Annotated in this window: 12 protein-coding genes and 2 riboswitches; of the genes, 8 read left to right on the forward strand and 4 right to left on the reverse strand. The window is 69.3% G+C overall.

Going from position 1 to position 14,072, the window contains the following annotated elements:
* Position 1: 1 nt before the first annotated feature.
* The 4 genes from nadC to ABTZ43_RS08870 are packed head-to-tail and all read right to left on the reverse strand — an operon-like array spanning position 2 to position 4,411.
* Positions 2–853, reverse strand: a complete 852-nt coding sequence (nadC, locus tag ABTZ43_RS08855; RefSeq protein WP_350538533.1) for a carboxylating nicotinate-nucleotide diphosphorylase — start codon at positions 851–853, stop codon at positions 2–4.
* Positions 853–2,364: an L-aspartate oxidase gene (gene nadB, locus ABTZ43_RS08860; protein ID WP_350538534.1), complete on the reverse strand. Its 1,512-nt coding sequence runs from the start codon at positions 2,362–2,364 to the stop codon at positions 853–855. The genes nadC and nadB overlap by 1 nt, the downstream gene beginning before the upstream one ends.
* Positions 2,364–3,698 carry a quinolinate synthase NadA gene (gene nadA, locus ABTZ43_RS08865; protein WP_350538535.1) on the reverse strand — a complete coding sequence of 445 codons (1,335 nt, stop codon included), beginning with the start codon at positions 3,696–3,698 and terminating at the stop codon, positions 2,364–2,366. Before nadA ends, nadB begins: the two co-directional genes overlap by 1 nt.
* A complete protein-coding gene (locus tag ABTZ43_RS08870; RefSeq protein ID WP_350538536.1) occupies positions 3,695–4,411 on the reverse strand; it encodes an NUDIX hydrolase in 717 nt (238 codons plus the stop codon). Before ABTZ43_RS08870 ends, nadA begins: the two co-directional genes overlap by 4 nt.
* Positions 4,412–4,654: 243 nt before the next feature.
* On the opposite strand from ABTZ43_RS08870, the gene ABTZ43_RS08875 reads away from it, so the two are divergent.
* From ABTZ43_RS08875 to gcvP, 8 genes are all read left to right on the forward strand, one after another.
* A complete protein-coding gene (locus tag ABTZ43_RS08875; RefSeq protein ID WP_056416146.1) occupies positions 4,655–6,343 on the forward strand; it encodes an ABC transporter substrate-binding protein in 1,689 nt (562 codons plus the stop codon).
* A 37-nt stretch (positions 6,344–6,380) separates the two neighbouring features.
* Positions 6,381–7,376: an ABC transporter permease gene (locus ABTZ43_RS08880; RefSeq protein ID WP_056416150.1), complete on the forward strand. Its 996-nt coding sequence runs from the start codon at positions 6,381–6,383 to the stop codon at positions 7,374–7,376.
* On the forward strand, positions 7,369–8,349 hold the full coding sequence (locus tag ABTZ43_RS08885; protein ID WP_056416153.1) for an ABC transporter permease: 981 nt from the start codon (positions 7,369–7,371) through the stop codon (positions 8,347–8,349). Before ABTZ43_RS08880 ends, ABTZ43_RS08885 begins: the two co-directional genes overlap by 8 nt.
* A complete protein-coding gene (locus ABTZ43_RS08890) occupies positions 8,346–9,209 on the forward strand; it encodes an ABC transporter ATP-binding protein (RefSeq protein ID WP_350538537.1) in 864 nt (287 codons plus the stop codon). The genes ABTZ43_RS08885 and ABTZ43_RS08890 overlap by 4 nt, the downstream gene beginning before the upstream one ends.
* Positions 9,206–10,042 carry an ATP-binding cassette domain-containing protein gene (locus ABTZ43_RS08895; protein WP_350538539.1) on the forward strand — a complete coding sequence of 279 codons (837 nt, stop codon included), beginning with the start codon at positions 9,206–9,208 and terminating at the stop codon, positions 10,040–10,042. The genes ABTZ43_RS08890 and ABTZ43_RS08895 overlap by 4 nt, the downstream gene beginning before the upstream one ends.
* A gap of 79 nt (positions 10,043–10,121) precedes the next feature.
* Positions 10,122–10,216, forward strand: a riboswitch (glycine riboswitch).
* 1 nt (position 10,217) lies between these two features.
* Positions 10,218–10,346: riboswitch (glycine riboswitch) on the forward strand.
* Between the two features lie 51 nt (positions 10,347–10,397).
* Positions 10,398–11,582 (forward strand): glycine cleavage system aminomethyltransferase GcvT, encoded by a 1,185-nt coding sequence (locus ABTZ43_RS08900; protein ID WP_045255539.1) that lies wholly within the window; start codon positions 10,398–10,400, stop codon positions 11,580–11,582.
* Positions 11,579–11,956 carry a glycine cleavage system protein GcvH gene (gene gcvH / locus ABTZ43_RS08905; RefSeq protein WP_056416166.1) on the forward strand — a complete coding sequence of 126 codons (378 nt, stop codon included), beginning with the start codon at positions 11,579–11,581 and terminating at the stop codon, positions 11,954–11,956. The genes ABTZ43_RS08900 and gcvH overlap by 4 nt, the downstream gene beginning before the upstream one ends.
* Before the next feature lie 61 nt (positions 11,957–12,017).
* Positions 12,018–14,072, forward strand: a 2,055-nt coding sequence (gcvP, locus tag ABTZ43_RS08910; protein WP_502885356.1) for an aminomethyl-transferring glycine dehydrogenase, incomplete at its 3' end; no start/stop codon positions are given.

Here is a 14,072-nt window from a genome sequence, read left to right on the forward strand (position 1 = left end):
TTCAGTCGATCCGCACGTCGAGGCCGAGGTCGAGGGCGCGTGCCGAATGCGTGAGCGCGCCGACCGAGATCACGTCGACCCCGGTCGCGGCCATCGCACCCACCGTCTCGAGATCGACGCCGCCGGAGGCCTCGGTCTGCGCCCTGTCGCCGATGAGCGCCACCCCCGCCCGCAGGTCGTCGAGCGAGAAGTTGTCGAGCAGCACCGTGTGGGCGCCGCCGTCGATCACGGCGGCGATCTGATCGAGCCTGTCGACCTCGACCACCACATGAGTGGTGTGGGGGAGCGCGGCGAGCGCGTCGCGCAGGGCGACGGCGAGATCGAGGCCGGAGCGCTGCAGCACCGCGAGGTGGTTGTCCTTCGCCATCACGGTGTCCGACAGCGAGTGCCGGTGATTGCGTCCGCCGCCGGACACCACCGCGTGGCGCTCGAAGGCCCGAAGGCCCGGAGTGGTCTTGCGGGTGTCGGCGATGCGCGCCGTGGTTCCCTCGATCGCACGCACATACGCGGCGGTGAGGGTGGCGATCCCGCTCATGCGCTGGGTGAAGTTCAGTGCGACGCGCTCGGCGGTGAGGATGCTCCGAGCCGTCCCCGACACCGAGGCGAGCACGTCGCCGGCGGCGAACGTGTCGCCGTCGCCGACGTGCACGTCGACGGTCAGGGTCGGATCGGTGAGGGTGAAGGCTGTCGAGAACACGGCACCGCCGCTGAAGACACCGGGTTCCCGCGCGACCAGATCGGCGTTCGCTGAGGCATCCGCCGGCAGCAGCGTCACGCTGGTCAGGTCGCCCCAGGGCGCGTCCTCGTCGAGGGCGGCCGCGACGACGCGGGTGAGGATGGCGGGCGTGAGCATCAGACGGTCTCCAGAACGGGTGAGGGTGCGGGTTCGCGGAAGTGCGCACCGACCGAGTCGGTGCGGGTGAGGGCGGCGGTCGCCGTGGCGGACCCGAGCAGCAGGAGATTCTGCTCCTCGTGCTCCGCGACCGTGCGGGGATGCCGCGAGTCGGCGCGCCAGGCATCGAGCGTGTCGAGCGCCTGCCCCAGCCCCTCGGCGGATCTGAGCGGCCCGACACGGTCCCACATCAGCTGCTGCAGAGCCGCGCGGGAGAAGACGGGGACGCCCGCCGACGGACGCGTCGACGGGGGTGCTCCGTCCGTCGGGGCGGGGCCCGGTGCCACGGCCGGAACGGACCCGGCCGGCCAGGGCGCGTCGAGCGCGGCCGCCGCTCGCGCTCCGAACACCGCGCCCTCGAGCAGCGAGTTCGAGGCGAGCCGGTTCGCCCCGTGCACGCCGGTTCGAGCGACCTCGCCGACCGCGAGGAGCTGGGGGAGCGATGTGCGTCCGGCGAGGTCTGTGGCGACGCCTCCCATCAGGTAGTGCGCCGCCGGTGTCACCGGGATCGGCTCCGACGCCCAGTCGAATCCGCGCTCGCGGGTCACCCGGTCGATCGTCGGGAACCGGCGGGCCAGCGCCGGCGCTCCGAGCATCGTCGCATCCAGCCGCACGGGCGATCCCTGCGCGGCGGCCTGTCGTGCGATCGCCCGCGACACGACGTCACGGGGAGCGAGTTCCCCGTCGGGATGGCTGTCGAACACGAATCGTCGACCGTCGGCGTCGAGAAGCGTCGCCCCCTCGCCGCGCACGGCCTCCGAGACGAGGAACGGAGTGCCCGCATCGAGGAGGACCGTCGGATGGAACTGGACGAATTCCAGATCTCTCACGACCGCACCCGCGCGCAGCGCCGCAGCGATGCCGTCACCGGTCGTGCCGGCCGGATTCGTCGTGTGCGCATAGAGCTGACCGGCCCCTCCGGTGGCGAGGATGAAGGCATCCGCGGTGAGATCCGTCGTGACGCCGCCGATCAGCACCCGGATGCCGTGGGCGACGCCGCCCTCGACGAGCAGATCGACGAGGAACGCGTGCTCGATCACGGCCACCCGTGCCGCGCGGGTGGCGTGCACCAGCGCCCGGGTGATCGCCGCGCCGGTCGCGTCGCCGCCGGCGTGCACGATGCGCGCATGGCTGTGCGCGGCCTCGCGCCCGCGCAGGAGTGCGCCTGCGGCGGAGCGATCGAACGCGACACCGCGGGCGATCAGCTCGGTGATCCTGGCCGTCGCGTCGCGGACGAGCACGTCGACGGCCGCGGGGTCGGACAGCCCCGCTCCCGCCGTCATCGTGTCGGTCGCGTGCTCGGCGGCGGAGTCGCCGGCGCCGTAGCTCCCGGCGACGCCGCCCTGGGCGTATCCGGTGCAGCCGTCGCCCAGCGCGCCCTTCGTCACGACGGTGACCGTGTGGCCGGCCTCGTGCGCATGAAGGGCGGCGGTGAGCCCGGCGATGCCGGAGCCCGCGACGATCACCTCCATCAGGGGCCCGCGATCACGGGCGGCTTCGCCGCCAGCATCCGCTCGAGGGCGATCCGCGCGGGATCCGCCACATCCGCCGTCACCGTGATGCGGTTCGGGGTGCGTCCGGCGACGAGTTCCTCGAGCACCCACGCGAGATACCCCGGATGGATGCGGTACATCGTCGAGCAGGGGCACACCACCGGATCGAGACAGAAGATCTCGTGCTGCGGGAACTGCGCGGCGAGGCGTCGGACCAGGTTGATCTCGGTGCCGATCGCGAAGGTCGTCGGCGTGGTCGCGGCGGCGATCGCGCGGCGGATGTAGTCGGTCGATCCCGCCTCGTCGGCGGCATCGACGACCTCCATCGGGCATTCGGGGTGCACGATCACCCGCACACCCGGGTGCTCCGCCCGCGCCTTCTCGATCTGCGCGACGGAGAAGCGACGGTGGACCGAGCAGAACCCGTGCCACAGGATGACGCGCGAGTCGAGCAGCTCTGTGGCGGAGGAGCCTCCGAGCGCCGCGCGCGGGTTCCACATCGGCATCCTGTCGAGAGGCACGCCCATCGCCTTCGCGGTGTTGCGGCCCAGATGCTGGTCGGGGAAGAACAGCACGCGCCGGCCCCGCTCGAAGGCCCATGCCAGCACGGTCTCGGCATTCGACGACGTGCACACGATGCCGCCGTGCCTGCCGACGAACCCCTTGATCGCGGCGGAGGAGTTCATGTAGGTCACGGGGATCACCGGGACCCGGCCGCTCTCGTCGACGGCGTCGAGATCGCCGAACACCTCGGACAGCTGCTCCCAGCAGTCCTCGACCTGGTCGATGTCGGCCATGTCGGCCATCGAGCAGCCGGCGGCGAGGTTGGGCAGGATCACGGCCTGGTCGGGGCCGGAGAGCAGATCGGCCGTCTCGGCCATGAAGTGCACTCCGCAGAAGACGATGGCCGCGGCATCCGTGCGCGCCTTCGCCGCGGTGGCGAGCTGGAAGGAGTCGCCCACGTAGTCGGCGTGACGCACCACCTCCTCCCGCTGGTAGAAGTGGCCGAGCACGACCACGCGGTCGCCCAGGGCCGCTTTGGCTGCGCGGATGCGGTGGTCGAGCTCGTCCTCGCCCGCCTCGCGGTACGAGGCGGGGAGCTCCCCCTGGCGTGGGGCGCCGGTGGGGATCACGTCGCCCATCGATGAGCCGGGACCGTACCCGGGCCGTGTGTCGAAGTCCCAGGGCCCGAGCGCGAGATCGGTCGCGCAGGTGGCATCCGTGGAGGCGCCGGACACGATCGACCGGATCGCGTGATCGACGGAGGCGTCGATCGCCGGCACGTCCGGCGTCGGAAGGAAGGTGATGCTCATCGGGTACTCGTCTCGTCGGGGCCGAGCGGGCCGTGGTCGGCCAGTTCGACGTCGGTGTTGTATCGGTACAGGCGGGCGGGGCGGTGGCTGCCGGTGCGGAACCGGTCGGTGGGCAGCAGGGTCCCCGAGCTCTCCACCTGGCGTCGGAAGTTCGCAGGGTCGAGCTGTCTGCCGAGGATCGCCTCGTAGGCCTCGCGGAGATCGGCCAGGGTGAACTCGGCGGGGAGGAAGCCGTGTGCGACGCGGCTGTAGCCGACCTTGTTGCGCAGGCGCCACAGGGCGTAGTCGATGATCGCGCGATGGTCGAACGCGAGCGGCGGGAGGTCGTCGAGATCGAACCAGCGCACGTTCTCGGGCGCGCGGCCGGATGCGCGGTGCGCGGCGCTCTGCGCATCGACGTCGTCCTGGCGCAGCAGCGCCCAGTAGACGATCGAGACGACGCGGGTGGGGGAGCGGTCGACGGCGCCGAACGCGTACAGCTGCTCGAGGTAGCTCGGCGTGAGGCCGGTGGTCTCGGCGAGGGTGCGGGCCGCGGCATCGACGGGGGATTCGACCGTGGTGAGCCAGCCGCCGGGCAATGCCCACTGTCCGGCGAACGGCTCGCGGGTGCGCAGCACCAGGGGGAGCGCCAGCACGGCCGCCCCGTCGTCGGTGCGGCGCAGCGTGAGGATGACCGTCGACACGGCGACATCGATTCCCCTGGTTTGAGTCATAGTTACCTTAACCTCCGGATCGATCTTAGTGTCATCCGGACACTTAGTGCACCTGTGTGACGGACGCGGCGCCGAGGCCGAAACGTTATACGGCCGCCTCCCGAATGCTTGTCGCCCCGTGGGTAATTTGTTAGGTTACTGTCCTAACAAATCCCTTCCCGGGATCTGTCACGAGTCCCGGTTCCGGGGCGCGGCTCCATCCGGAGATCCCTCCTGCAGTGCAGCACCGAGAGGAAATACAGAATGATCCGTAACGGAAGGCGCAAGATCGCGCTCACCGCTGTGGCGGGGGCATCCGTCCTCGTCCTGGGTTTGACCGCCTGTGGCGCAGGCGGCAGCGAGGGGAGCGGAGGAGACGGAGACCGCGCCCTGCGTGTCTGGGCGGGAAGCCAGACGCCCATCACCGCGAACTACAACCCGTTCGCACCCACCGTGCTGCACGGCGCGCTCGGTCCGATCTACGAGCCGCTGTTCTTCTTCAACAAGACCGCGGACTCCGAGCCCGTCGGGCTGATCGGCGACGCCTACGAGTACAACGACGACGGCACGGCGATCACGATCACCATCAAGCCCGACCTGCTGTGGAGCGACGGCGAGCCTCTCACGGCGGCCGATGTCGCCTTCTCGTTCACCTACGAGGCGAACAACCCCGAGGGCAACGGCCTCGTCTCGGCGGAGGCGACCGACGACACCACCGTCGTGCTCACGTACACGAGCGCGCAGTACACGACCGAGTTCCAGCGCCTCGGGTCGACCTACATCCTCCCCGAGCACATCTGGGCCGACGTCACCGACTTCGCGAACTTCGCCAACGAGGAGCCGGTCGGCTCGGGGGCCTACGTCGTCGACAAGACCACGAGCGAGTCGTACACGCTCGTCGCTAACGAGAACTTCCGCGACGCCGACGAGCTCGGAGTGAAGAAGGTCCAGTACATCGCGGTCGACAACAACCAGACGGCGCAGGATCTCCTCGCCGCCGGCAAGCTCGACTGGACGGGCATGTTCATCCCGAACCCCGACGACGTGACCGCGAACGGGGCGATCGACTGGATCAACACCCCGCAGGACCCCACGGTCCTCTACACCTGCGCGAACGCCGAGCTCGGCTGCACCGGCCCGCAGACGGACGTCGCGGTGCGCCAGGCCCTCAACGTGGCGATCGACCGCGCCGCCATCAAGGACAAGGCCTTCGTCGGTCTGACCGGCGACATCTCGCCCACGTTCGCGCTGCTGCCGCGTGACGAGAAGTGGGTGGCCGATGCGGCCGACGAGGTCAGCCCCCAGGAGGCGGACGCCGCCGAGGCGGGCGACATCCTCGAGGCCGCGGGGTACACGAAGGACGGCGACTTCTACGCGAAGGACGGGAAGCCGCTCGAGCTCAGTCTCATCTCCGTCGACGGATGGACCGACTACAACGACGCGGCCAAGCTGATCGCCGAGCAGGCCGAGGCGGCCGGCATCAAGATCACCGCGTCGACCGTGCAGTGGCAGGAGTTCTCCGACGCCCGTCAGGGCGGGGACTTCCAGCTGATCGTCGGCGGTGTCATCGGCACCTCGGTGGCCGACCCGTTCCAGATCTACCGCGACTGGTTCGGTGGAACCGCGGTCGAGTCGACGGCTCCGGTCGGCAGCGAGGTCCCGGCAGGGCGCTGGAACTTCAGCCGGTACAGCAACCCGGTCGTCGACCAGGCGATCCAGTCCGCGATCAGCACCGACGACGAGGCCGAGAAGAAGGCGCTGTACGGCACGATCCAGACCGAGATCGTCCGTGACCTGCCCTACATCCCGCTCGTGATCAACGCCACGCAGACCTTCTACAACACGAAGGACTTCACGGGCTGGCCGACTGAGGACGACCTCTACGCCTTCCCGCCGTCCTGGGGCGCGATCGCGGCGGGATACGTCCTGACGCATCTCGAGCCGGTCGAGTAGGACGTGGTGTCGGGGAGCAGGAAGCGCGGTCTGTGACATGAAGTTCTATGCACGAAGGGTCGGGTTCTACGCATTCACGCTGTGGGCCGCGATCTCACTCAACTTCCTGCTTCCCCGGCTCATGCCGGGGAACCCGGCCGACATCATGATCGCCAAGATGCAGCGGGCGGGCGGAGAGGTCTCCGAGACCACCATCCGCAACATCAAGCTGCTGCTCGGCGGTGACGACTCCTCTCTCTGGGAGCAGTACCTGGCGTACTGGGGTCGCATGTTCCAGGGCGATCTGGGCGTCTCGGTCACCAAGTTCCCCACCCCGGTGAGCGAGCTGATCGGGCAGGCGCTGCCGTGGACCCTCGTGCTCGTGGGCACGGTGACGGTCATCTCCTTCATCCTCGGCGTCGTGCTCGGCGCCTGGGCGGGGTGGAAGCGCGGCACCTGGGTCGACCACCTCATTCCGGCGACCACGGTGCTGCAGTCCATCCCGTACTTCTGGATGGCGCTGCTGCTGGTCTCCGTCTTCGCCGTCGGACTCGGATGGTTCCCGATCTTCGGCGGCTACGACGTCTTCGACTTCCCCGACGGCCCGGAGCCGACGTGGGCGTTCTTCTCGAACGCCCTCTCGCATGCGGTGCTCCCGGCGCTCACCATCGTCATCTCGTCGGTCGGCGGCTGGATGTTCGGGATGCGCAACATGATGGTGCAGACCATGGCCGAGGACTACGTCCTCACCGCGGAGGCGAAGGGGCTGCGCCCGCGGCGCATCATGACGACGTATGCCGCGAGGAACGCCGCGATCCCCTCGATCGCCGGCTTCTCGATCACGCTCGGCTTCGTGGTCGCCGGCTCCATCGTGATGGAGCAGGTGTTCACCTATCCCGGCATCGGGAAGCTGATGTTCCAGGCCGTCACCAACAACGACTACGCGCTGATGCAGGGACTCTTCCTCGTCATCACCATCACGGTGCTCGCCGCCAACTTCATCATGGACCTGGTCTATGGCTTCATCGACCCGAGGGCTCGCCAGAATGTCTGACACCGACAACGCCGTGCTGATCACCAAGGATCAGCCGATGACCCAGCCGGCGAGCACGATCTCGCTGGCCACGCAGCGAGGACGTCGGCGTCGCCGCATCCTCCCCACCTCGTCGACGAAGTTCGTCGTCGGGGTGACCCTGGTGCTCGCGATCGTGCTGTTCGCGATCATCGCGCCGATCTTCTCGCAGAACCCGCGCAGCTCCGACAATCCGGCCCTGCTGCCGCCGTCCGGCGAGCACTGGCTGGGCACGACGAAGCTCGGCAACGACATGTTCGCCCAGCTCGCGATCGGTGCGCAGGGGTCTCTGCTCGTCGGCGTCGTCGCGGGCGGCATCGCGATCGTCCTGTCGCTGGTCTTCGGCGTGCTCGCCGGCTACCTCGGCGGATGGCGCGAAGACGCCCTGGCGCTGCTGACCAACGTGATGATCGTGATCCCCGGACTCCCGCTGGTCATGGTCATCGCCTCCTTCGTCCCACAGCGCAGCTGGCAGCTCGTCGCCTTCGTGCTCGGGATCACCTCGTGGGCCGGCGCCGCCTACGTGCTGCGCCTGCAGACGCGCTCGCTGCGCACCCGCGATTACGTGTACGCGTCGAAGGTCGCGGGGGAGCGCTCGTTCCGCGTCATCCTCGTCGAGATCATGCCGAACCTGCTCCCGCTGCTCACCGCCCAGTTCCTGTTCGCGATCATCTTCGCGATCCTCGGCGAGGCGGGTCTGTCCTACCTCGGACTCGGACCCAACTCATCGATCACCTGGGGCACGATCCTCAACGACGCGCAGTCCGGCCAGGCGCTCGGTCGCGGAGCCTGGTGGTGGTTCGTTCCCCCGGGGGTCATGATCGCCGTGCTCGGTGCCGGTCTGGCGCTGATCAACTTCGCGATCGACGAGGTCATCAACCCCAAGCTCCGCAATGCCCCCGACGCCGCCCGCCGGGTGCGCAGGGCCGCCAAGACGAAGGGAATCGTCGCATGAGCGCTCCGCAGGCGGTGCTGACGGCACGCAACGTCTCCATCGAGTACGAGGTCGATCCGCCGGTGAAGGCCGTGCGCGACGTCTCCCTCACCCTCAACCGCGGCGAGATCCTCGGTCTCGCGGGAGAGTCGGGCTGCGGCAAGACGACGCTCGCCTACGGCATGAACCGGCTGCTCAAGGCGCCGGCGCTGATGACCGGCGGCGAGATCGTGTTCCACGACCGCGATGGCCACGACGTCGACATCGTCGCTCTCGACGGAGAGGGCCTGCGGGCGTTCCGGTGGGACAAGATCTCGATGGTCTTCCAGGGGGCGATGAACTCGCTGAACCCCGTGATCAGCGTGCGTGCGCAGATCTTCGACATCTTCGACACCCATCGACCGGGGATGTCCCGGAAGGACAAGCAGGGGAGAGCCGAGGAGCTGCTCACGCTGGTCGGGGTCGATCCGTCACGGCTCCGGAGCTTCCCGCACGAGCTGTCGGGCGGCATGCGCCAGCGCATGATGATCGCGATGGCGCTCGCGCTCGATCCGCAGGTGATGATCATGGACGAGCCCACCACGGCGCTGGACGTCGTGGTGCAGCGCGGGATCATCCGCGAGATCATGCGGCTGCGCGAGCGGCTCGGATTCGCGGTGATCTTCATCACCCACGATCTGCCGATGCTGATCGAGATCAGCGACCGCATCGCGGTCATGCTGCAGGGGCAGATCGTCGAGGAGGGGACGGCGGAGGAGATCTACCGCACCCCGCAGCACGAATACACGAAGCGTCTGCTGTCGAGCTTCCCGAGCCTGACCGGCGCGCGCGGCGACTTCGTCCGCACCGGCACCCGGCCGAGCCAGGAGGAGATCCGATGAGCGCACCCACTCTCGAAGCACGCAACCTCGTCAAGGACTTCACGCTGCGGTCGGGGCTTGCGACCTCGGTCCTGCACGCCGTGAAGGACGTCTCGTTCACGATCGAGGCCGGACGGACCATCGCGCTGGTCGGCGAATCCGGCTCGGGCAAATCGACGATCGCCCGGATGCTGATGAAGCTCGAGACGCCCACGAGCGGCCGGATCCTGCTGGACGGAGAGCAGACCGCGTCGCGGGGTCGAGCCCTCGAGCACTATCGGTCGCAGGTGCAGATGGTCTTCCAGGACCCGTTCGCGTCACTCAACCCGTTCCACACGATCCTCCACCACCTGGAGCGCCCGATCCGCCTGCATCACCCGCAGCTGTCGGGCGACGAGGTGCGCTCGCGGGCGCTGGAGCTTCTGGAGCGGGTGCGACTCACCCCCGGCGAGAGCTTCGCCGAGCGCCGACCCCACGAGCTCTCCGGCGGTCAGCGTCAGCGGGTCGCCATCGCTCGCGCCCTCGCTCCCGGTGCCCGGTTCATCGTCGCCGACGAGCCGGTCTCGATGCTCGACGTCTCGATCCGCCTCGGCGTGCTGAATCTGCTCGCCGACCTGCAGCGCGAAGACCGGCTCGGCGTGCTGTACATCACGCACGACCTCGCGACGGCGCGGCACTTCAGCGACGAGATCATGGTGCTCTACAAGGGCGATGTGGTCGAGCGCGGCCCCGCGGACGCGGTGATCCTCGACCCGCAGCACGAGTACACGAAGACGCTGCTCGGCGCCGCCCCCGAGCCCGAGAACCTGGGGCGTCTGCGCGACGAGGTCCGCGCAGAGATCGCCGGCCGCTGACGGCGGCCTCGCGGGTCGGCGCACCCTGGCGTCGATGCTCCGACCCGCTAGACTGGGCCCACAAGTGAAGACAGGCCGAATGACCCACGCGGGAGAGCCCCGGCGAACGCAGCCGGGCACCGAAGGAGCAAGCCTCCCCGCCAATCTCTCAGGTACGCGTACCGCGCGGTTCCGGCCACTCTGAAAAGCGATTCCACCCTTCGTCTCGGGCGCACTCCGCGCGTCCTCGCCCAGGAACCACGGGATCCGCCGACGGTGAAAGCCCGATCCCGGGTGAAGCTCTCAGGCTCATGACAGAGGGGGAGTTCCGAGGAGCGGCAGCGCCGTTCCTCCCGACCCAGCCCGGGAGAACTCCATGTCCGACCCTCGCTACACCCCGCTCCGCGAACGCCACGAAGCGCTCGGCGCGTCATTCACCGACTTCGGCGGCTGGCAGATGCCGGTGCGCTACACCTCGGATCTCGCCGAACACCACGCCGTGCGCCGGTCCGCCGGGATCTTCGACATCTCGCACATGGCCGAGTTCCTGGTCACCGGCGACTTCGCCGCGCACTTCCTCGACTACGCGCTCGCCGGGCGGCTGTCCGCGATGGCCGTGGGCAAGGCGAAGTACTCGCTGATGCTCGCCGACGACGGCGGCATCGTCGACGACGTGATCGTCTACCGACTCGCCGAAGACCGGTTCCTGGTGATCGCCAACGCCGGCAACCGCGGTTTCGTCGACTCCGCCTTCGCGTCGCGCATCCGCTCGTTCCCCTCGATGGTCGAGCGCGAGCGCCCGGAACTCGTCGCAGGGGAGGAGCGCACCTTCGAGGGCTTCCTCGGGGACCGCGGCGTCGACGTCGAGGACGTCTCGGACGAGTACGCGCTGCTCGCCGTGCAGGGACCCGCCGCCGAGGCGATCGTCGCGGCGACCGAGGGCATCTCCGAGGTCTCGGTGCCCTGGGCCGAGCAGCGATACTACGCGTGGGCCGACGCGACCTTCCTCGGGTCGCCCCTGCTGATCGCCCGCACCGGCTACACCGGGGAGGACGGCTTCGAGCTGCTCGTCCGCGCGGCGGACGCGCCGGCGCTGTGGGATGCGGTCGTGGCGGCCGGGAACGCGCACGAGCTCGTGCCCGCGGGTCTCGCCGCCCGCGACACCCTTCGTCTCGAGGCGGGCATGCCGTTGTACGGCCACGAGCTGTCGCGCGAGATCACACCCGCGCAGGCCGGACTCGGTCGGGTCGTCGTCTCCGACAAGGAGAGCTTCATCGGCAAGGACGCCACGCCCGCCGCCGCCGACGCGCCCGTGCTGGTCGGTCTGGTCGCCGAGGGCAGGCGCGCGGGTCGCGCCGGGTACCCGGTCGTCGACCAGGACGGCGTCGTCCTGGGTGAGATCACGAGCGGCGCGCTCAGCCCGACACTCGGCCATCCGATCGCGATGGCCTACGTCGCACCGTCTTCTGCTGCGGAGGGAACCGCAGTATTCCTTGATGTGCGGGGGACCAGGATCCCCGCGACCGTGACCGCTCTGCCTTTCTATCGGAGGACCAAATGACCGACCTCAACGCACTCAGCTACACCGACGAGCACGAGTGGATCGCCTCAGACGGCGGCACCGCCACCGTCGGCATCACCGACTACGCGGCCGACAAGCTCGGCGACGTCGTCTTCGTCGAGCTCCCCGCGGTGGGAACCGAGATCACGGCGGGTTCCGTGGTCGGCGAGATCGAGTCGACCAAGTCCGTCGGGGAGCTGTACGCCCCCGTCAGCGGCACGGTCGTCGAGATCAACGACGCCGTGGTGGACGACCCCTCGCTCGTGAACGCCGAGCCGTTCGCCGGAGGGTGGCTGCTCAAGGTCTCGGTCGCCGCGGGAGCGCTCGACGGCCTGATGGACCGCGACGCGTACGTCGCTCTCACGGAGGGCTGATCGACCAGTGGTCTCCTTCGCCGATCGTCACATCGGAACCACCGCCTCCTCCCAGCGTCTGATGCTCGACGCGCTGGGTGTCGAGTCCTCCCTCGAGGACTGGAGCCCTGTCGAGGCGCTGATGCGCCAGGCCGTGCCCTCGTCGATCTTCACCGACGCCTCCGCGGACTCGGTCATCCCGCGCGCCGCGAGCGAGACCGAAGCGCTGGCGGAGCTGCGCGCGCTCGCCGCTCGCAACACGGTGAACCGGCCGATGATCGGCCTCGGCTACTACGGCACGATCACCCCGCAGGTGATCCAGCGCAACGTGCTGGAGAACCCGTCCTGGTACACCGCCTACACGCCCTATCAGCCGGAGATCTCCCAGGGCCGTCTCGAGGCCCTCATCAACTTCCAGACCATGGTCGCCGAACTCACCGGTCTGACCACCGCGAACGCGTCGATGCTGGACGAGTCCACCGCGGTCGTGGAGGGGATGCTGCTGGCACGCCGTGCGTCGAAGAAGGCGTCGAACGTGTTCGCCGTCGACGCCGATGCCTTCCCGCAGACGAAGGCGCTGCTCGAGACGAGGGCCGAGGCCGTGGGCATCGAACTCGTCGACGTGGACTTCGCCGCGGGCGAGGAGCTCCCCGCCGAGCTGTTCGGCGTGTTCGTGCAGTACCCGGGTGCGTCCGGACGCGTCTGGGATCCGAGCGCCGTGATCGACGCCGCGCACGTGGCGGGCGGACTCGCCGTGGTCGCGGCCGACCTGCTCGCGCTCACCCTGATCGCGTCGCCGGGCTCGCTCGGCGCAGACGTCGCGGTCGGCACGACGCAGCGCTTCGGCGTCCCTCTCGGCTTCGGCGGCCCTCATGCGGGCTACATGGCCGTGCGTGCGGGTCTCGAGCGCCAGCTGCCTGGGCGCCTCGTGGGCGTGTCGGTCGATGCCGACGGCAAGCCCGCGTACCGTCTGTCGCTGCAGACGCGGGAGCAGCACATCCGTCGTGAGAAGGCCACGAGCAACATCTGCACCGCGCAGGTCCTGCTCGCGGTGATGGCCTCGATGTACGCGGTCTACCACGGTCCCGACGGGCTGAAGGCGATCGCCGGCGAGGTCGCGGCGAAGACCGTCATGCTGCGGGACTGGCTCGCCGACGCGGGAGCCGACCTCGTGCACGACGCGTTCTTCGACACCCTGCGGGTGCGGGTCCCGGCCCGGGCGGCCGAGATCGTCGCACAGGCTCACGACTCCGGCATCCTGCTGCACGCGGTCGATGCCGACACGGTCGGGCTCTCGGTCGACGAGACGACGACCGTCAGCGAGCTCCACCGGGTCGCTCAGATTTTCGGCGGCCCGCGGGAGCGTGCCTTCGGTTTCTTCGGCTCCGGATCTCGCGGCGCTCTTCCCGAGGACCTGCTCCGACAGGACGAGTACCTCACCCACCCGGTCTTCCACGCCCACCGCAGCGAGACCGCGATGATGCGCTACCTGAAGAGCCTCGCGGATCGCGACTACGCGCTCGACCGCGGCATGATCCCGCTCGGTTCGTGCACCATGAAGCTCAACGCGGCCACCGAGATGGCGTCGATCACGTGGCCCGAGTTCGCGGGCATCCACCCGTTCGCTCCGGCATCTGACGTCGGGGGCTACCTCGACATGATCACCCAGCTCGAGGCGTGGCTCGCCGAGGTGACGGGATACGACGCCGTCTCGCTGCAGCCGAACGCCGGCTCGCAGGGCGAGCTCGCCGGGCTCCTCGCGATCCGCGGCTACCACCTCGCGAACGGCGACACGCAGCGCACGGTGTGCCTGATCCCGTCGTCCGCCCACGGCACCAACGCGGCCTCCGCCGTGCTCGCGGGGATGAAGGTCGTCGTGGTCGCCTGCGACGAGCTCGGCAACGTCGATCTCGACGACCTGCGGGCGAAGATCGCGACGAACGCCGATGAACTGTCGGCGCTGATGATCACCTACCCGTCGACGCACGGCGTCTACGAGCAGGATGTGGTGCAGATCACGGATGCCGTCCATGAGGCCGGCGGACAGGTCTACGTCGACGGCGCGAACCTGAACGCGCTGCTCGGCTACGCCCGATTCGGCGACCTCGGCGGAGACGTCTCGCACCTCAACCTGCAT

It is taken from the genome of Microbacterium sp. NPDC097977 (genome assembly GCF_040302605.1).
Taxonomy (GTDB): Bacteria; Actinomycetota; Actinomycetes; order Actinomycetales; family Microbacteriaceae; genus Microbacterium.